The following is a 19,002-nucleotide window of genomic DNA, read 5'->3' on the forward strand; positions in this document are numbered from 1 at the left end:
AGGACGAACAGCAGGGAAATCGGCAAAAGCAGAAACAGTGCATCCATGGCCGGCCTCAGACAGGCTGGGCGGCCGCCGGGCGCCCCCCCCCCCCCCCCGCCCCCCGGGGGGGGGGGGGGGGGGGGGGGGCCCGCCCCGCGCCTCGTCATGTTTAAATACCAGGATCCGTCCGCCACGAGGTGTCCCATGTCTTCCGCTTTCCCCGCCGCCCGCTCCAGCCCGGCCGACGAGCCACGTCTGGATTTCGTCGCCTGCGCCAGCCCGGCGGGCCTGCACCGGATGGCGTACTGGGAATGGGGCGATCCGGACAACGACCGAGTGCTGGTCTGCGTGCACGGTCTGACCCGCACCGGGCGGGATTTCGATCCGCTGGCGCGCGCGCTCGATCGCGAATACCGCGTGGTCTGCCCGGACATCGTCGGGCGGGGTCGCTCGGATTGGCTGATCGATCCCAACGCTTACGTGATTCCCCAATATGTCGCCGACCTGGTGACACTGGTCGCCCGGCTGAAGCCGGCGCGGCTGGACTGGGTCGGCACTTCCATGGGCGGTTTGATCGGCCTGGGGCTGGCGGGCATGGCGGCGGTGTCCCCCGTCCTGCGTCCCGATCGCGGCTCATGGGGGCTGGGCGCGGCGGCCGACGTGCCGTTGGGCCGCATGGTGTTCAACGACATCGGTCCCGCCCTGGATGTCGGCGGCCTGGTGCGGATCGGCGAATACGTCGGCCAGGATCTGCGCTTCGACCGTTTCGAGCAAGCGGTGGATTACGTGCGGGCGGTGTCCGCCGGCTTCGGGCCGCATGACGCCGCCGGCTGGGCAGCCTTGACCGAACACGTGTTCGTCGAGCGGGACGGCTGTTGGGTCAAGCATTATGATCTGCGCCTGGCCCAGCCGTTCGCCCTGCAGACGTCCGAGACCGCGGTCGCCGCCGAAACCCTGCTGTGGCAGGCCTGGGAGCATCTGTCCGTGCCATCCCTGATCCTGCGCGGCTCGCAGTCCGACATCCTGACGCGCGACACCGCGCGGCTCATGACGGAACGCAATCCACGCGCCCGTCTGGTGGAATTCGACGGCGTGGGACACGCGCCCACGCTGCGCGCCGCGGACCAGATCGCGTCGGTGCGCGATTTCCTGCTCGCGCCTTGAGGGCTTGACGCCTCCAGACGGCCCATCGTCCGCCCGCCCATCGAAACCATGGCCTTGAACGTCGACCTGCACAGCCATTCGTCCCGCTCCGACGGCGTCCTGCCGCCCGCGCAGGTGGCCGCGCGCGCCTACGCCCAGGGCGTGGACTGGTGGTCCCTGAGCGATCACGACGAGACCTCCGGCCTGGCCGAGGCCGCCGCCGCGGCGCGCGAACTGGGCCTGGGCTTCATTCCCGGCGTGGAGATCTCCGTGACGTTCTGCGAACGCACGATCCATGTGCTGGGGTTGAACATCGATCCGGAACAGACCGACCTGAAGGCCGGTCTGGGCGCCATCCGCCGCAGCCGCTTCGATCGCGCCGGAGAAATCGCTGAACGGTTGCGGGACTGCGGCATCGATGATGCCTACGAGGGCGCCCTGCGGCACGCGGACAACCCGGAATTGATCGGACGCGTGCATTTCGCCCGGCACCTGCTGGAACAAGGCCATTGCAAATCCCTGCAGCAGGCCTTCGACCGTTATCTGGGCGATGGCAAGCGGGCCTTCGCGCCGATACGCTGGCCGGCCCTGGAGTCGGCGGTGGACTGGATCCGCGCGGCCGGCGGCAAGGCCGTGATCGCGCATCCCGGGCGCTACCGCTATACGCCGCAGCAGTTCGACGCGCTGTTCGATACATTCAAGGCGCGGGGGGGCGTCGGCCTGGAGGTCGTGGCCAGCGGTCACACGCCGGCCCAGTGCGCGCGCTATGCCCAGGCCGCGCAAGCTTACGGTTTCGAAGCCTCGCGCGGTTCGGATTTCCACGCGCCGGGCATTCCCCGCACCGAACTGGGCAGGGCGCCGCCGCTGCCCGCCGGTCTGGTGCCCGTCTGGCGGGATTGGCTATGACCCGCTTTTTCAGGAGAGCGCTGTGAACAAGGCTTTCGTCAAAGAGTCGGACGACGATGGGGACGATGACCTGCCCGAATCCCGCGCGCTGCCCGCCGGGACGAAGAACTACATGACGGTGACCGGCTACCGGGCGCTGAACGACGAGCTGATGCATCTGATGAACGTCGAGCGGCCCGAGGTCGTGTCCGTCGTCTCGTGGGCGGCGTCCAACGGCGACCGCTCGGAGAACGGCGACTACCTGTACGGCAAGAAGCGGCTGCGGGAAATCGACCGGCGCATCCGCTATCTGACGCGCCGCCTGGAATCCGCCGAGGTCGTGGATCCGTCCCGGCAACCCAACCGCGACCAGGTGTTCTTCGGCGCGACCGTGCGCTATTGTGACAGCCGGGGCGAGACATTCACCATCACCATCGTGGGCGTGGACGAGGCCGAGCCCCTGGCCGGGAAGATCAGTTGGGTCTCGCCCGTGGCCCGCGCCCTGATCAAGGCGCGCGAGGGCGACACCGTGACCCTGCGCACGCCCTCCGGGATCGAGGAACTCGACATCATGGAGATTGGCTATCCGGCGCCTTGAAGGCGGCTAAAATAGACGGTTTCCATGCCATCGAGCCGTCCCGCCGTGACTACCGTACTGATCATCCCCGGTTCATCCGCCCTGTCCGATTTCCGTCGGGAGCGCCTGTTGCGCGGCCTGGCCGCCCGGGATCTGCCGGTGGCCGACATCCGCGCGCAGACCTGCCATTTCGTCGGCATCGACGGCGCGCTGGACGAAGCGGGTCAGGCACGCCTGAGGGCGCTGCTGGACGACGGACGAACGATAGAAGTCCCGTCCGCCGAACGGCACGCGGCGCGCTTCCTGGTGATCCCGCGTCTGGGCACCATTTCCCCCTGGGCCAGCAAGGCGACCGACATCGCCCGCCATTGTGGCCTGCCCCAAGTCCGCCGCATCGAACGCGGGGTGCGCTACACCATCGTGCCGGAGCGCCGCCTGCTGGGTACGCGCGCGCTGGACGCGGACCAGTTGGCCGCCGTGGCCGCCTGCGTGCACGACCGCATGACCGAAACCGTGGTGGACGACGGTTTCGATGGCCAGGCGTTGTTCGCCCAGCTGGATGGCCTGCCCGTCCAGGCCGTGCCCGTGCTGACCGAGGGTCGCGCCGCTCTGGAAGCCTGCAATGCGCGGCTGGGCCTGGCCCTGTCGGAAGACGAGATCGACTACCTGTTGCGCGCCTATGGCGACCTGGGGCGTGATCCCACCGACGTCGAGCTGATGATGTTCGCCCAGGCCAACAGCGAACATTGCCGCCACAAGATCTTCAACGCCCACTGGACGGTGGACGGCCAGGCCCAGCCGCACACGCTGTTCGACATGATCCGCGCCACCCACGCCGCCCAGCCCGAAGGCACGGTCGTCGCTTATTCGGACAATGCCGCCATCATGGCCGGCGGACCGGCGCGGGTCTTTCATGCGGGCGACGCCGCCGACACCGTCTACCGGCGTCACGACATCGTGGCCCACACGCTGATGAAGGTCGAAACACACAATCATCCGACAGCCATCGCGCCTTTCCCGGGGGCTGCGACCGGGGCGGGCGGCGAGATCCGCGATGAGGGCGCGACGGGGCGCGGTTCCAAGCCCAAGGCGGGTCTGACCGGCTTCACCGTGTCGAACCTGCGCGTGGACGACGCTGTCGAACCCTGGGAGGACGCGGGCGGCGCCCCCGATCGCATCGCCACGCCGCTGGACATCATGATCGACGGCCCCATCGGCGGGGCGGCGTTCAACAACGAATTCGGCCGGCCGAACCTGCTGGGCTATTTCCGCAGCTTCGAACAGACGGCCGGCGGCACGCGCTGGGGCTACCACAAGCCCATCATGCTGGCCGGCGGCCTGGGCCAGATCGACGCGCGGCTGACACACAAAGACCCGCTGCCGCCGGGCTCGCTGCTGGTGCAGCTGGGCGGCCCGGGCATGCGCATCGGCATGGGCGGCGGTGCGGCCTCCAGCATGGGAGCGGGCACCAACCAGGCCGAACTCGACTTCGATTCCGTGCAGCGCGGCAATCCCGAAATGCAGCGCCGCGCCCAGGAAGTCATCGACCGCTGCTGGCAGCAGGGTGAATCCAATCCCATCCTGGCGATCCACGATGTCGGCGCGGGCGGCCTGTCCAACGCCTTTCCGGAACTGGTCAACGACGCCGGGCGCGGCGCGGAATTCGAATTGCGGCGCGTGCCCCTGGAGGAATCCGGTCTGTCGCCCGCCGAGATCTGGAGCAACGAATCCCAGGAACGCTACGTGCTGGCCATCCGGCCCGACGATCTGGACCGCTTCGCGCGCATCGCGGACCGGGAGCGCTGCCCCTACGCGGTGGTCGGCATCGCCACCGAGGAACGCCGCCTGCGTGTCACTCTGGACGAGGGCCTGCCCGGCCTGGACCGGCCGGCGGGCGAGGTGACGCCGGCCGGGCTGCGTCCCGTGGATGTGCCGGTGGACGTCATCCTGGGCAAGCCGCCGCGCATGCAGCGCGGCGCCCAGCACGCCGCCGTGGCGGGCGAACCGCTGGATCTCAGCGGCGTCGAACTGCCGGACGCCATCGAGCGTGTGCTGCGTCACCCCACCGTGGCCAACAAATCCTTCCTCATCACGATCGGCGACCGCACCGTGGGCGGCCTGACGGCGCGCGACCAGATGGTCGGTCCCTGGCAGGTGCCGGTGGCGGATTGCGCTGTCACCCTGCGTGACCACGAAGGCGTGGCGGGCGAGGCCATGGCCCTGGGCGAGCGCAGCCCCATCGCGGTCCTGAATCCGGCCGCCTCGGGCCGCATGGCCGTGGCCGAGGCCCTGACGAATCTGGCCGCCGCCGGCGTCGCCCGTCTCGAAGACATCAAACTGTCAGCCAACTGGATGGCCGCCTGCGGCGCGCCCGGCCAGGACGCGGCCCTGTACGACACCGTGTCCGCCGTCAGCGACTGGTGCCAGAGCCTGGGCCTGTCGATTCCGGTGGGCAAGGATTCCCTGTCCATGCGCACCGCCTGGCGGGACCAGGCCGGCGACCATCAGGTCGTCTCTCCGGTGTCGCTGGTGGTCACGGCTTTCGCGCCGGTCGCCGACGTGCGCGCCACACTGACGCCGCAATTGCGCGAGGCGGCGGACGGCTCGGTGCTGCTGCTGATCGACCTGGGCGAAGGCCGCCAGCGCCTGGGCGGTTCGGTGCTGGCCCATACCTATGGCGGGATCGGCTCGGAAACCCCGGATCTGCGCGATGCCGCGCTGCTGCGCGCCGCCTTCCTGGCCTTGCGTGAACTGGCGGCCCAGGGCTGGATCCTGGCGTGCCACGACCGTTCCGATGGCGGCCTGCTGGCGGCGGCGGCTGAAATGGCTTTCGCCGGACGCCTGGGCGTGTCCTTGAACCTGGACATGCTGACCATCGACCCGCACACGGCCGATGCCGGCGACTACAAGATCCGCGCCGACCAGGTCGCCGTCCAGAATCACGAACGCAATCTGGCGGCCCTGTTCAATGAAGAGGCCGGCTGGCTGCTTCAGGTCCCTCGCGCGCATCGCGACGACGTGCTGCGCCACCTGCGCCAGGCGGGTCTGTCGAACTGCACCCACGTGGTGGGCATGCCCAACGCGCGCCGGGAACTGCAGGTCTTCCGCGACGGCGCCATCGTCTATCAGCGCCCTCTGGCCGAACTCGGCCGGGCCTGGAGCGAAACCACGCGGCGCATCATGGCGCGCCGCGACCATCCCGATTGCGCGCAGGCCGAATACGACACCTGGCTGGACACCGAAGACCCGGGCCTCTCGCCGCAGGTGGATTTCGATCCCCAGGACGACATCGCCGCGCCCTTCATCGCCACCGGCGCGCGCCCGCGCATGGCCATCCTGCGCGAACAAGGTTGTAACAGCCAGGTCGAGATGGCCTGGGCCTTCGACACGGCCGGCTTCGAGGCCGTGGACGTGCACATGACCGATCTGCTGTCCGGCCGCATCCGCCTGGACGGCATGAGCGGCCTGGTGGCGGTGGGCGGCTTCAGCTACGGCGACGTGCTGGGCGCCGGCGAGGGCTGGGCGCGCACCATCCGCTTCAACGCGGCGCTGGCCGACCAGTTCGGTGCCTTCTTCGCGCGCCCGGACAGCTTCGCGCTGGGCGTGTGCAACGGCTGCCAGATGATGGCGGCGCTGGCCGACTTCATTCCGGGCGCCGACGCCTGGCCGCGCTTCACCCGCAACGTGTCCGAAAAATACGAGGCGCGCCTGTCGCTGGTCGAAGTCCTGGATTCACCGTCCATTTTCTTTGCCGGCATGGCCGGCGCGCGCGTGCCCATCGCCGTGGCGCACGGCGAAGGCTTCGCCGATTTCAGCCGCCAGGGCGACGCCGCCCGGGTGGCCGAGGCCATGGCCTTCGTCGACAACCGGGGCGCGCGCACGGAATCCTATCCGGCCAACCCCAACGGCAGCCCGGCCGGCCTGACGGCGGTGACCACGGCCGACGGCCGCTACACCGTCATGATGCCGCACCCGGAACGGGTGACCCGCAACGTCATGATGTCCTGGCGGCCGGAACGCTGGAGCGCGGCCGACCGGGGCGGCGACGACGCCCCGCACGGTGGCTACACGCCGTGGATGCGCATGTTCCGCAACGCGCGGGCCTACCTGGACTGACGGCCCGGTCACGATCCCGGACCCCGGGTCCGGGATGGCCGGGGAGCCCCACGGCCCCCGGCCGCGCCGCGGCATCCGGGCCGGGGCGGGAAAACCCTTTGCAGGAACGCTATAATCGATCTTTGTGCGGAGTTCATCCATGCGTCTGATCAAGAAAGCCCTGACCTTCGACGACGTCCTCCTGGTCCCGGCCTTTTCCCAGGTCCTGCCGCGCGATACGCGCCTCGTCACGCAGCTGACCCGGGGCATCCAGCTCAATATCCCGCTCGTGTCCGCCGCCATGGACACCGTGACCGAATCGCGCCTGGCCATCGCCATGGCCCAGGAAGGCGGCATCGGCATCGTCCACAAGAACCTCAGCGCGGACGATCAGGCGCGCGAGGTCGCGCGCGTCAAACGCCATGAATTCGGCATCGTGATCGATCCGGTCACAGTCACCCCCACAATGAAGGTGCGCGACGCCATCGCGCTCCAGCGCCAGCACGGCATCTCCGGCCTGCCGGTCGTCGAGGGCGGCAAGCTGGTGGGCATCGTCACCAACCGCGACCTGCGTTTCGAGGATCGCCTGGACGTGTCCCTGCGCGAGGTCATGACGCCGCAGGACCGCCTGGTCACCCTGACCGAGGGCGCCACCCTGGAAGAAGCCCAGGCCCTGATGCATCGCCACCGCCTGGAGCGCGTGCTGATCGTCAACGACAAGTTCCAGTTGCGCGGCCTGGCCACGGTCAAGGACATCGTCAAGAACACCGAGCATCCGCTGGCCAGCAAGGACGCCCAGGGCCAGTTGCGCGTCGGCGCCGCCGTCGGCGTGGGCGAGGGCACGGACCAGCGCGTGGAAAAACTCGCCGCCGCCGGCGTGGACGTGATCGTGGTCGACACCGCCCACGGCCACTCGGCCGGCGTGATCGAACGCGTCCGCTGGGTGAAAAAACACTACCCCAACATCCAGGTCGTCGGCGGCAACATCGCCACCGCCGCCGCCGCGCGCGCGCTGGTGGAGGCGGGCGCGGACGCGGTCAAGGTCGGCATCGGTCCGGGCTCCATCTGCACCACCCGCATCGTGGCGGGCGTGGGCGTGCCGCAGATCACCGCCATCGCCGACGTGGCCCAGGCCCTGGAAGGCACGGGTGTGCCTCTGATCGCCGACGGCGGCATCCGCTATTCCGGCGACGTCTCCAAGGCCCTGGCCGCAGGCGCCTCCACCTGCATGATGGGCGGCATGTTCGCCGGCACCGAGGAAGCCCCCGGCGAGGTCGTGCTGTTCCAGGGGCGTTCGTACAAGTCCTATCGCGGCATGGGCAGCCTGGGCGCCATGGCGGACGGCTCCGCCGACCGCTATTTCCAGGATCCCAACAACAACGTCGACAAACTGGTGCCCGAGGGCATCGAGGCCCGCGTGCCCTACAAGGGCAGCGTGATCGCCATCATCTACCAGTTGGTGGGCGGCATCCGGGCTTCCATGGGCTATTGCGGCTGCGCCACGATCTCGGACCTGCACGCCCAGGCCGAATTCGTGGAGATCACCGCCGCCGGGGTCCGCGAATCGCACGTGCATGACGTGCAGATCACCAAGGAAGCCCCCAACTATCGGGCGGACTGAACGCGTGGCCGCCAGCGACCCGGTCCCGGGCGTCCATACCGCTTCGGCGGGCGTGCGCATCGAGGACAGCCTGGCGCAAGCCATGCAGGCCTGGCGCCGGGATTTCCACCGGCACCCCGAGCTCGGCCACCAGGAACACCGCACGGCGGCCCGTGTGGCCGAACTGCTGCGCTCCTGGGGCATTGTCGTGCATGCGGGGTACGGCGGTACCACCGGCGTCATCGGAGTCCTGGACGGACGCCGGGGGGCGGGGCCGTCCCTGGGGCTGCGCGCCGACATGGATGCCCTGCCCATGCCGGATGGGGGCGCGCACGATCATCGCTCGGTCCATGCCGGTGTCGCACACGCCTGCGGCCACGACGGCCATACCGCCATCCTGCTGGGCGCAGCGTGCCACCTGGCGGCCCATCCCGACTTCGCCGGACGCATCGTCTTCATCTTCCAGCCGGCCGAGGAGCCCCTGACAGGCGCCAAGGCACTGGTCGAAGCCGGCCTGTTCCGCGACTTTCCCTGCGATGAACTCTACGGCCTGCACAACAACAACTGCATCGGTCCGGGGCGGATCGGCGTGCGCACCGGCGCCATCCTGTCGGCCTGCGACCTGTTCGAGATCCACATCCGGGGCGTCGGCGGCCATGCCGCCATGCCGCATCAGGCCAACGACCCGATCGTGGCCGGCGCGGCGTTGGTGCAGTCCCTGCAGTCCGTCGTCAGCCGCAACGTCAGCCCCTTCGACACGGCCGTGCTCAGCGTCTGCCAGTTCCAGGCGGGCAGCGCCATCAACGTCATTGCCGATCATGCGGTGCTGCGCGGCACTGTGCGCACTCTGTCTCGCGAAGCGCAATCCCGGGTGCTGAGCCGGCTGCGCGACCTGTGCGAGGGCATAGCGCGAGGCTACGGTTGCGCGATCGAATTCCGCCACCTGCTCAGTTCGCCGCCCACGATCAACCAGGCCGGGCCGGTGGCACACGTCAAGCGCGCAGCCGCCGCCGTGCTGGGCACGGACCGGATCGTCGATCCCGTTGCGCCGCTGATGGCATCAGAGGATTTCGCCTACCTGCTGGATGACTGCCCGGGTGCGTATTTCTTCCTGGGTCACGATGGCCTGACCTGCCACCATCCCGAGTTCGATTTCGACGATGCGCTGCTGGCGCAGGGCGCGGCGATCTTCGCTACGCTGGCCTACCAGCGGCTGGCCGCTTGATGGCCTGACAAGACCTCGTCCGGGTCAGTCCACAGCCAGCAAGGCCCCAGCCACGCGTTCCGGCGCGTCGATCATCCCTTCGTGGCCGCAGGCCAGTTGCGCCCAGGACCAGAGATCTCCGTACGTTTCGCGTGCCCAACGGTAGGCCTCCGAGACGCCCGGAAAGAGCGGCTGGACGCAGCGCAGATAAGTCACCGGCAGGCCGTTTCCCAACGGATGGGCCAGGCGCAGAGGTTCGCGGTAGGTGCCGATCGGATGGGGCGTCAGCCGTGCCTGGACGTAGGCGATATCCGCCGGATCGGTCAGGCCCAGGCTGTCGGGCCTGGGGGGCGCAAGGCTGCTCGAATCTGCGGCCCGGTCTTCCAGCTTGGCCACGACATCGGCTGGAAGCGTGTCGAAGGCCGATACGCCCGGCGGCAGCAGGAAAGCATCCAGAAACACCAGCCTGCGGATGCGTTCAGGCAGACGGTCGGCCGCGCCTGCCACCGCCAGCCCGCCGAAGCTGTGGCCGACGAGGATGACATCGCGCAGTTGTTCACGTGTCAAGGTATCGCACACATCCCGGATGAAGGTTTCCAGACCGATGCCGTCCGCCGGTTCCTGACGGCGTTCGCCCAGGCCGGGCAGGGTGGGCGAGCAGACACGATGACCGTGGCTGCGCAGCCGTTCGGCTATCCTCGACCAGCACCATCCGCCATGCCAGGCGCCGTGGATCAGCACATAGGTTCGGGGCGTATGCATCATGACCCCCGAGGCGAAGCGGCGGGACTGCGCAGCCGCAGAATGGGAATGGCGCCTGCCAGCAAACCTAGTGTGCCCAGCACCAGGGCGAATTCCAGCGATGCGCCGAACCAGGCGTGCGTCAGGCTGAAGAAGATCGGCCCGATCAGTTGCCCCAGGGCGAATGAAGCCGTCATGGCCGCCATCTGGCGCTTGGCGCCGGCCTGGCCGACGGCGGCCTGGGCTTCTTGCAGGCCCACCATGGTGATCACCATGAAGGTACTGCCGACGCAGCAGGCGGCCAGCAAAATCGCCGGCAGGGTGTGCCACACGGCAGGCAGCAATACGCCCACCGCCATCACGACCTGAGCGCCGGCCCAGATCTGAGGCCGCGTGTAGCGGCGCGTCAGGCGGCTGGCCATCACGGTGGACACTGCGCCCGCCAGCCCGAAGACCGGCCAGGCCAGGCTGAACAGCCAGGGATCCGGGATCAGCAGCCGCGCCTGCGCCGGCAGGAATGTGGCCGGCAGGATATAGCCGAAACCGTAGACCCCATAGCACAGGATCAGGCCCCAATGCAAGGGCGTGGCGGCGTGTGGATCGGTGGCCGTTGCCGCGGGGAGGGAAGCGGGCGTTTCGCTGGGCGACGGCTGTCCAGCGGACGCAGCCGAGCCGCTGGAGACGGGGGAGGGCGGTGCCGGGGCTGCGTTCGGCGCGGCGTCCGTGGTGCGCCACAGCATCGAGGCGCCCAGCAGCCCGCCCAGGGCCGCCGCCGCCAGCCAGAGCCAGGCCTGCGAAGCCGCCGTTCCCGCCAGGGTCAGGCCCATGCAGGCCAGCCCGGCGAACGTGATGCCGCAGCCCACGCCGGCAAACACCACGCCGCTGCGTTCTGTCTGTCCCGTGGCGTTCAGGCGCGCAATGCACAGGGCGGACGTCCCGATCAGCACCCAGGCGCTGGCCACACCGGCCAGCAGCCGCCACGCCAGCCAGCCCAGCCAGTGGCTGTCCAGGCCCATCGCCGCCGTCATGAGCACCACCAGCCACAGACCAAACCGCAGCAAGGTTGCGGGCGACCAGCTCAAGTGAGTGACCAGGAGCGCGCCCAGCAGGTAGCCCAGGTAATTGGCGCTGGCCAGCCAGCTGCCCTGGGCCAGGCTCAGCCCCAGATCGGCTTGCATCATCGGCAGGACGGGCGTGAATGCGAAACGGCCGATGCCCATGGCGACGGCGAGGGCCAGCAGGCCGGCCAGGGGCAGGGGGAGGCGGATAGGGCGGAATGCCATGAGGTGCGATCTCCTTCAGGCTTGTAATGTAACCGGCACGCGGGCGTTGGACCAAGACCTGGCGCTTGCCGCTTTCCGATCAGCGGCGGGCGCCGCCGCGCCGGGACACCCGGGGCGCGCCTGGGTTACATTAACGCCTTGAACAGCCCACCCGATCGCCCATCCATCATGCACCACCAGCGCATCCTCATCCTGGACTACGGTTCACAGGTTACCCAGCTCATCGCCCGCCGCGTGCGCGACACCGGCGTCTATTGTGAAATCCACCCGGGCGATGTGGGCGACGATTTCATCCGCGAACAACAGGCACAGGGTCTGAAGGGCATCATCCTGTCGGGCAGCCATGCCTCGGCCTACGCCGAGGAATCCATGAAAGTCCCCGCCGCCGTCTTCCAGGCGGGCGTGCCGGTGCTGGGCATCTGCTATGGCATGCAGTCCATGGCCATGCAACTGGGCGGCCAGGTCGAATTTTCCGACCACCGCGAATTCGGCTACGCGGAAGTCCGCGCCCACGGCCATACCCGCCTGCTGACCGGCCTGCAGGATTTCGAGACCCCCGAAGGCCATGGCATGCTCAAGGTCTGGATGAGTCACGGCGACCGCGTCACGGCCCTGCCGCCGGGCTTCAAGCGCATGGCCTCCACGCCCTCGTGCGAGATCGCCGGCATGGCCGACGAGGAACGCGGCTTCTATGCCGTCCAGTTCCATCCCGAAGTCACCCACACCGCCCAGGGCCAGGCCATCCTGGAACGCTTCGTCACCGAGATCTGCGGCTGCTCCCGCGACTGGAACATGCCCGATTACGTGGCCGAGGCCGTCGCCCGCATCCGCGAACAGGTCGGCGACGACGAAGTCATCCTGGGCCTGTCCGGCGGCGTCGATTCTTCCGTGGCCGCTGCCCTGATCCACAAGGCCATCGGCGACCAGCTCACCTGCGTGTTCGTCGACCACGGCCTGCTGCGCCTCAACGAGGCCGGGCAGGTCATGGACACCATGTCCCGGCACTTGGGCATCCGCGTCATCCACATCGACGCCAGCGAGCAGTTCCTGGGCAAGCTGGCCGGTGTCAGCGACCCCGAGGCCAAGCGCAAGATCATCGGCCGCGAATTCGTCGAGGTCTTCCAGGTCGAGGCGGGCAAGCTGAAATCCGCGCGCTGGCTGGCCCAGGGCACCATCTATCCCGACGTGATCGAATCGGCGGCCTCGAAAACCGGCAAGGCCGTCGCCATCAAGTCCCACCATAACGTTGGCGGCCTGCCCGAGACCCTGAACCTGAAGCTGCTGGAGCCCCTGCGCGAACTGTTCAAGGACGAAGTCCGCCACCTGGGCCTGGCCCTGGGCCTGCCGCCGGAAATGGTGTTCCGCCACCCGTTCCCCGGCCCGGGCCTGGGTGTGCGCATCCTGGGCGAGGTCAAGCGCGAATACGCCGATCTGCTGCGCCGCGCCGACGACATCTTCATCACCGAACTGCGCAACACCATCGAGCCCGAATCCGGCAAGTCCTGGTACGACCTGACGTCCCAGGCTTTCACCGTGTTCCTGCCGGTCAAGTCGGTGGGCGTGATGGGCGACGGCCGCACCTACGACTACGTCGTGGCCCTGCGCGCCGTGCAGACCACCGACTTCATGACGGCGGACTGGGCGGAACTGCCTTATGCGCTGCTGAAACGGGTGTCGTCGCGGATCATCAACGAAGTGCGCGGAATCAACCGGGTCACGTACGATGTGTCGAGCAAACCGCCGGCGACGATCGAGTGGGAATGATTCCGCGTCTGGCACAGCCAGGCACCTGATGGCATGAAATGCCGCTAAGCCCGCGTAATTGCGGGCTTTTTTTTGTTTGTGTTTGGCACGATCTGGCAACGGGAGGAAGCGCCAAGCACCGTTTGAGCATGGCATTAAAGCTGGTATTATGGTTTGGCGATGCCATGATTGATGCCGATACCATGCTGCGTTCTTTTGTGTGTTCATGGTATTAATATTCTATAAGTTACTGTTTCGTAAGAAAAAATACGATAAATTCGAGATTTTTTCAGCATGGTATCGGAGACGAAGAAGGACAAGGTACATGCTGACCGATACCAAGCTGCGCAATCTCAAGCCCAGGGACAAACTCTACAAAGTGAATGACCGGGAAGGTCTCTATGTGGCAGTGACTCCAGCCGGCTCCATCTCGTTCCGTTACAACTACTCAATCAACGGTCGGCAGGAGACCATCACCTTTGGGCGTTATGGTGTCGGTGGCATCACCCTGGCCGAAGCCCGCGAGCTGTTGGGTGACGCCAAGAAGATGGTTGCGGCGGGCAAGTCGCCGGCCAAGGAGAAAGCCCGAGACAAGGCGCGGGTGAAAGATGCAGAGACGTTCGGTGCCTGGGCGGAGAAGTGGCTGCGTGGCTACCAGATGGCCGACTCCACCCGCGATATGCGCCGCTCGGTTTATGAGCGTGAGCTGAAGCCGAAATTCAGCAATCAGAAGCTGGTGGAGATCACCCACGAAGACTTGCGGGCGCTGGCTGATGCCATTGTTGAGCGAGGCGCACCGGCCACCGCCGTTCATGTGCGTGAAATCGTGTTGCAGGTATTTCGCTGGGCCATCGAGCGTGGGCAGAAGGTCGAAAACCCGGCAGAACTGGTGCGCCCAACAAGCATCGCTCGATTCGAGCCACGTGACCGAGCGTTGACGCCAGAAGAAATTGGGCTGATGTACCAGTACATGGAGCGAGTGGGCACAAGCCCAACAAACCGTGCGGCGGCCAAGCTGTTATTGCTGACGATGGTGCGCAAGAGCGAGCTGACCAATGCGACCTGGAGCGAGATCAATTTCAGCGAAGCGTTGTGGACGATTCCAAAGGAGCGGATGAAACGCCGTAACCCGCACCTGGTATTTCTGTCCCAGCAGGCTCTGGATATTTTCATTGCCATGAAAACCTTTGCCGGTGGTTCCGACTTCGTTTTGCCATCACGGTACGACTCGGATGCGCCGATGAGCGCTGCCACACTTAACCAGGTGCTGACGCTGACTTACAAGGCGGCGCAGAAAGATGGGAAGTCACTTACCAAGTTCGGACCGCATGATTTGCGGCGCACAGCCAGCACGCTGTTGCATGAGGCCGGCTACAACACCGACTGGATCGAGAAGTGCCTGGCGCACGAGCAGAAGGGCGTGAGGGCTGTCTACAACAAGGCTGAGTACCGCGAGCAGCGGGCGGCGATGTTGCAGGATTGGGCCGATATGATTGATGAGTGGACTTCGGGAGGCAGTAAGGGTTGATGTTTTTGCTATCTTTGATAGCATTGAAGTTGATGCCGTGAATTTATAAATAAGGCCGCCATTGGCATCGGGCAGGTCAATTACCGATTAGCTGCTTCGCGCAGCTACTCGATGAATAGCAACTATTCATTTGAGAGGTATTGACCCATGCAAAATATAAAGACCCTCATCAACAGGAAGAAGCTCCTGGAGATGATCCCGCTTTCGACACGAACAATTTATAACCTGGAGCAGCGAGGGGATTTTCCACGCCGTATCGCGTTAACCAGTAGAAATGTCGCCTGGGATTTGTCAGAGGTCGAAGAGTGGATTGAGGCACGTAAATCATCGGGTGATCAAGCTGCGCGACCTGGCCCTATAGAGGGCTAGTTATATGGCTCTTGATCTTATGGCGGCTTTCACGGAATTGCCGCCACCCATTGATTATGTTCTGCCTAATATGGTTGCTGGCACTGTTGGTGCTCTTGTGTCGCCTGGTGGGGCTGGTAAATCCATGTTGGCCCTTCAATTGGCTGCACAGATTGCAGGCGGGCCTGATTTACTTGAAATAGGCGAGTTTCCCACCGGGCAAGTGGTCTATCTGCCTGCTGAAGATCCACCGGCCGCTATTCACCATCGTCTGCACGCCCTTGGGGCACACCTCAGCGCAGCGGAACGGCAAGCCGTGGCTGATGGTTTGCTCATTGAACCCTTGATCGGTAAATGCCCAAACATCATGGCTGCTAGCTGGTTCGATGCTCTCAAACGAGCCGCTGAAGGTCGTCGCTTGATGATCTTGGACACTTTGCGGCGCTTCCACATTGAGGAGGAGAACGCTAGCGGGCCGATGGCGCAGGTTGTTGGGCACATGGAGGCCATAGCCGCTGATACAGGCTGCTCCATTGTGTTTCTGCACCACGCGAGTAAAAGCGCAGCCATGATGGGGTCGGGCGATCAACAGCAGGCCAGTCGTGGATCGTCCGTACTGGTTGATAACATCCGTTGGCAATCGTACCTATCCGGCATGACGCAAGGCGAGGCCGAGATACTGGGGGTCGATGATTGTCAGCGTGGGTATTTTGTCCGCTTTGGCGTCAGCAAGGCCAACTATGGCGCACCTTTTCAAGAACTCTGGTTTAGACGGCACGACGGCGGCGTGTTGAAGCCTGCTGTACTGGAGCGGCAGTGCAAGGTGAAAAGGAGACAGCGTGAAGAAGCCTAAGCATGACCTGACCCACGTCCGACATGATCCCGCGCACTGTTTGGCACCTGGCCTGTTCCGCAGCCTCAAGCGTGGCGATCGCAAACGCTGCAAGCTGGACGTGACCTACACCTTTGGCGAGGACGAATCCATGCGTTTCGTCGGATTCGAACCTCTCGGGGCCGATGATATGCGTCTTTTGCAAGGCATCGTGGCCCTTGGCGGCCCGAACGGCATCTTGCTAACCCCGGAACCGACCAGTGAGACGGGGCGACAGCTACGGCTATTCCTTGAACCCCGTTTCGAAGCCATTGAGCAAGACGGCTTGGTGGTTCGTGAGAGCCTGACCAAACTGCTCTCAGAAACGGGCATGACGGATAGCGGCGACAACATCAAGGCGCTCAAAGCCAGCCTGCTGCGCATGTCGAACGTCACCATCCTTGTGACGAAGGGACGGCGGCAAGCCGCGTTCCACCTGATGAGTCATGCTTTTGACGAGACGGACGGCAGGCTATGGGTTGCCCTGAATCCGCGTATTGCCGAAGCGATCCTGGGGCATCGTCCATATGCCCGTATCGACATGGCGGAAGTGCGGGTGCTACAGACTGATCCGGCACGGCTGATGCACCAACGGCTATGCGGCTGGATCGACCCCGGCAAATCCGGGCGCGTGGAACTGGACACGCTTTGCGGCTATGTCTGGCCAGATGAAGCCAATGCCGAAGCTATGAAAAAACGCCGTCAGACTGCCCGGAAGGCACTGGCCGAACTTGCCGCCGTGGGTTGGGTAGTGAACGAATACGCCAAGGGAAAATGGGAGATCAAGAGGCCTGGCCCCACGGCAACTGCACCCGTTTACCGTCGTAACGTTCCCTTGTTACCGTCGTAACGCTCCCCTTCTGCCGTCGTAACGTTCCCCGTCCCAATTTGGAAAACCCAGACGGTGCGCTGCTTTGCGGGCAGTTTGGGAAATCCATCCAAGATTATCTAAAGATAATCCATCATGCGCGGTGCAGCTCGCGCCTTGAGGGCGCGTTCTGACCTTGCCAATAAAGCCCTGGCGGGCTTTATCAATCGGCCATAGGCCGATGGTTTAACGCCAAGAAGAGAAGGCGGCTTCAGTGGCCGCTGAAACGCCTTGTGAGAGGGGAAAACAACCCGGAGTCCCTTATTCCATGAGCTGAAGCAGAATCTGCGTCTAACGGTGCTGGAGGGCCGCTGTGTGCACTTGTAGTTATCTGTACTGAAACCTTGGCTCGAAACGTGAAATGGCTAAGCAGTGCCCATTCGTTCGGTAAGAATAATAAGAAGATTATTATTCTTATTATTACCAAGCAGGAATGAGCCGTGTGTGTTGGACGCCCATAACCAGTAACCTGCGTGAAGGTGTCAACATCAGGAAAGGTTGCCCCTCAAGTATCAATACGTCGCCTTAGTGGTATGACGGGAGGGGAGGCAAATTTCTTGTGTTCATTGACACTTGAGGGGCGGGTTATGCCCTTCTTTTTTGGCGTCCAACTCGCCCCATCGGGGCGAATGGTTTGTGTCGATTGTTGGCATTTTAGGTTCCGATTTAAAGCCGATTGAGCAGCGATTTTGAAGCGACTATGTCGATTGCAGGCCGATTTGGTGACGATTACGGTTATGTTGCCAAGAATCGGTGTTTGTTTGACGATAAAACGCTTTACGTTCGATATGCGCTAGATTTTCAATAGTGGGTGAAATGCGGGCAGGATGGGTGAAGTTAGCTAACCGGCAAGCCGGTTATCTATCTTCACTGTCCCTTATTCGCGCCGGGGGCACTCAACGGGAATCCTGCCCTGCGGGGCTGATCGGCTACCGCCGGTTGCAAGAGTATAGGTCTTGCTATTTTTAATATCTTTGATAGCATGGTTGTCGGGTACACCAAAAGGGTATTGATATGGCAAATGTGCTTATCAGGAATTTACCCGCCGAGGTGCACCGTGCGTTGAAAGTTCGAGCAGCGCTCAACGATAGGAGCACCGACGCGGAAATACGCGAAATACTGACGGCGGCAGTACAGCCGCTAGAGCTTGAAGAGATTGGCCGGGAAGTTGGCTTGTCCGAAAGCGATAAAAAAACAGAGTAGTTTTACGTTTGTAAGTCCGGGCCTCAGCGCCAAGGGCAATACCGATCAGCTAGTGGCGTAGCTCTTCGATGAAACGTTGCCGAGAACAAGCACAACGCTTGGTCAAGGCAATGCCTTCTTTTCATCGACGGAGTACGACCATGAAGTCCAAAATTTTAGCGGCTAAAAAAACCGCTCTAGCCGTTGCACTCGCAACCGGCTTTATCACCACTACCACCGCCCCTGTGCAAGCTGGTATCCCCGTCATCGACGGCGGCAACCTGGCCCAGAACATCATGACGGCCATCGAGTCGGTGGCGCAGACGCTCAAGCAGATTGAGCAGTACCAGACCCAGTTGCAGCAGTACGAAAATCAGCTCCAGAACACGATGGCCCCAGCCGCGTATATCTGGGATCAGGCGCAGACTACGATCAACCGGCTGATTGCCGCGCAAAACACGCTGGCCTATTACGAGAACCAGCTAGGCAGCCTGGATCGTTACCTGGCCAAGTTTCAGGACGTGGCCTATTACCGCAGCTCGCCATGCTTCAACGGCAGCGGCGGATGCACGCCGGCCGAAAAGGCAGCGATGGAAGAGAACCGCCGCCTGGCGTCAGAGTCGCAAAAGAAGGCCAACGATGCCCTGTTCCAGACCGTTGCCGACCAGCAAAAGGCTTTGAAGGATGACGCCCGTACCCTGGAGCGGCTGCAAGGCGCGGCCCAGGGTGCAACTGGCCAGCTACAGGCCATCGGCTACGCCAACCAGCTCGCCAGCCAGCAGGCCAATCAGCTCTTGCAGATTCGCACCATGTTGACCGCCCAACACAACGCGGAGGCAGCCCGGATTGCAGCAGAACTCGATGCCGAGGCGCGAGGTGATGCCAGGGCCGAGCAAATGCGTACCTGGACGTTTCGCCCGAGTCCGGCAGACAACTACTAGGGAGGCGGTGA

General features: G+C 64.7%; 15 protein-coding genes. 13 read left to right on the forward strand and 2 right to left on the reverse strand.

The window, feature by feature from the left end; genetic code table 11:
* Nucleotides 1-186: 186 nt before the first annotated feature.
* The 6 genes from O4H32_RS14290 (at nucleotide 187) to O4H32_RS14315 (ending at nucleotide 9,507) form a co-directional block, all read left to right on the forward strand.
* Nucleotides 187-1,146 (forward strand): alpha/beta fold hydrolase, encoded by a 960-nt coding sequence (locus tag O4H32_RS14290; RefSeq protein WP_269360286.1) that lies wholly within the window; start codon nucleotides 187-189, stop codon nucleotides 1,144-1,146.
* Nucleotides 1,147-1,194: 48 nt separating this feature from the next.
* Nucleotides 1,195-2,031 (forward strand): PHP domain-containing protein, encoded by an 837-nt coding sequence (locus tag O4H32_RS14295; protein ID WP_269360288.1) that lies wholly within the window; start codon nucleotides 1,195-1,197, stop codon nucleotides 2,029-2,031.
* Between the two features lie 22 nt (nucleotides 2,032-2,053).
* Nucleotides 2,054-2,608 carry a transcription elongation factor GreB gene (greB, locus tag O4H32_RS14300; RefSeq protein ID WP_269360290.1) on the forward strand — a complete coding sequence of 185 codons (555 nt, stop codon included), beginning with the start codon at nucleotides 2,054-2,056 and terminating at the stop codon, nucleotides 2,606-2,608.
* 45 nt (nucleotides 2,609-2,653) lie between these two features.
* The gene (gene purL, locus O4H32_RS14305) at nucleotides 2,654-6,703 is read left to right on the forward strand and encodes a phosphoribosylformylglycinamidine synthase (RefSeq protein ID WP_269360291.1); all 4,050 of its coding nucleotides are present in this window, start codon (nucleotides 2,654-2,656) and stop codon (nucleotides 6,701-6,703) included.
* A 139-nt stretch (nucleotides 6,704-6,842) separates the two neighbouring features.
* On the forward strand, nucleotides 6,843-8,303 hold the full coding sequence (gene guaB, locus O4H32_RS14310; protein WP_269360292.1) for an IMP dehydrogenase: 1,461 nt from the start codon (nucleotides 6,843-6,845) through the stop codon (nucleotides 8,301-8,303).
* Between the two features lie 4 nt (nucleotides 8,304-8,307).
* Nucleotides 8,308-9,507, forward strand: coding sequence for an amidohydrolase (locus tag O4H32_RS14315; protein ID WP_269360294.1), 1,200 nt, complete (start codon nucleotides 8,308-8,310; stop codon nucleotides 9,505-9,507).
* Between the two features lie 24 nt (nucleotides 9,508-9,531).
* Here the strand turns inward: O4H32_RS14315 and O4H32_RS14320 are convergent, their stop codons facing one another.
* Both O4H32_RS14320 and O4H32_RS14325 read right to left on the reverse strand, forming a co-directional pair.
* Nucleotides 9,532-10,251: an alpha/beta fold hydrolase gene (locus tag O4H32_RS14320; protein WP_269360295.1), complete on the reverse strand. Its 720-nt coding sequence runs from the start codon at nucleotides 10,249-10,251 to the stop codon at nucleotides 9,532-9,534.
* The gene (locus tag O4H32_RS14325) at nucleotides 10,248-11,510 is read right to left on the reverse strand and encodes a YbfB/YjiJ family MFS transporter (RefSeq protein WP_269360296.1); all 1,263 of its coding nucleotides are present in this window, start codon (nucleotides 11,508-11,510) and stop codon (nucleotides 10,248-10,250) included. Before O4H32_RS14325 ends, O4H32_RS14320 begins: the two co-directional genes overlap by 4 nt.
* Before the next feature lie 168 nt (nucleotides 11,511-11,678).
* On the opposite strand from O4H32_RS14325, the gene guaA reads away from it, so the two are divergent.
* The 7 genes from guaA (at nucleotide 11,679) to trbJ (ending at nucleotide 18,991) form a co-directional block, all read left to right on the forward strand.
* Complete coding sequence (gene guaA / locus O4H32_RS14330; protein WP_269360297.1) at nucleotides 11,679-13,274, forward strand: glutamine-hydrolyzing GMP synthase; 1,596 nt, start codon at nucleotides 11,679-11,681, stop codon at nucleotides 13,272-13,274.
* 304 nt (nucleotides 13,275-13,578) lie between these two features.
* Nucleotides 13,579-14,781 (forward strand): tyrosine-type recombinase/integrase, encoded by a 1,203-nt coding sequence (locus O4H32_RS14335; RefSeq protein ID WP_000954590.1) that lies wholly within the window; start codon nucleotides 13,579-13,581, stop codon nucleotides 14,779-14,781.
* Nucleotides 14,782-14,928: 147 nt separating this feature from the next.
* Nucleotides 14,929-15,150, forward strand: a complete 222-nt coding sequence (locus O4H32_RS14340; RefSeq protein WP_001179606.1) for a helix-turn-helix transcriptional regulator — start codon at nucleotides 14,929-14,931, stop codon at nucleotides 15,148-15,150.
* A gap of 4 nt (nucleotides 15,151-15,154) precedes the next feature.
* The gene (locus tag O4H32_RS14345) at nucleotides 15,155-15,982 is read left to right on the forward strand and encodes a helicase RepA family protein (protein WP_001162384.1); all 828 of its coding nucleotides are present in this window, start codon (nucleotides 15,155-15,157) and stop codon (nucleotides 15,980-15,982) included.
* A complete protein-coding gene (repC, locus tag O4H32_RS14350) occupies nucleotides 15,969-16,850 on the forward strand; it encodes a replication protein C, IncQ-type (RefSeq protein ID WP_000743064.1) in 882 nt (293 codons plus the stop codon). The genes O4H32_RS14345 and repC overlap by 14 nt, the downstream gene beginning before the upstream one ends.
* Before the next feature lie 1,032 nt (nucleotides 16,851-17,882).
* The gene (locus O4H32_RS14355; RefSeq protein ID WP_000024442.1) at nucleotides 17,883-18,071 is read left to right on the forward strand and encodes a FitA-like ribbon-helix-helix domain-containing protein; all 189 of its coding nucleotides are present in this window, start codon (nucleotides 17,883-17,885) and stop codon (nucleotides 18,069-18,071) included.
* A gap of 140 nt (nucleotides 18,072-18,211) precedes the next feature.
* Nucleotides 18,212-18,991: a P-type conjugative transfer protein TrbJ gene (gene trbJ / locus O4H32_RS14360; RefSeq protein ID WP_000836966.1), complete on the forward strand. Its 780-nt coding sequence runs from the start codon at nucleotides 18,212-18,214 to the stop codon at nucleotides 18,989-18,991.
* Nucleotides 18,992-19,002 lie beyond the last annotated feature (11 nt).

The sequence above is a fragment of the Castellaniella denitrificans genome (assembly GCF_027214045.1).
GTDB lineage: Bacteria > Pseudomonadota > Gammaproteobacteria > Burkholderiales > Burkholderiaceae_B > Castellaniella > Castellaniella denitrificans_A.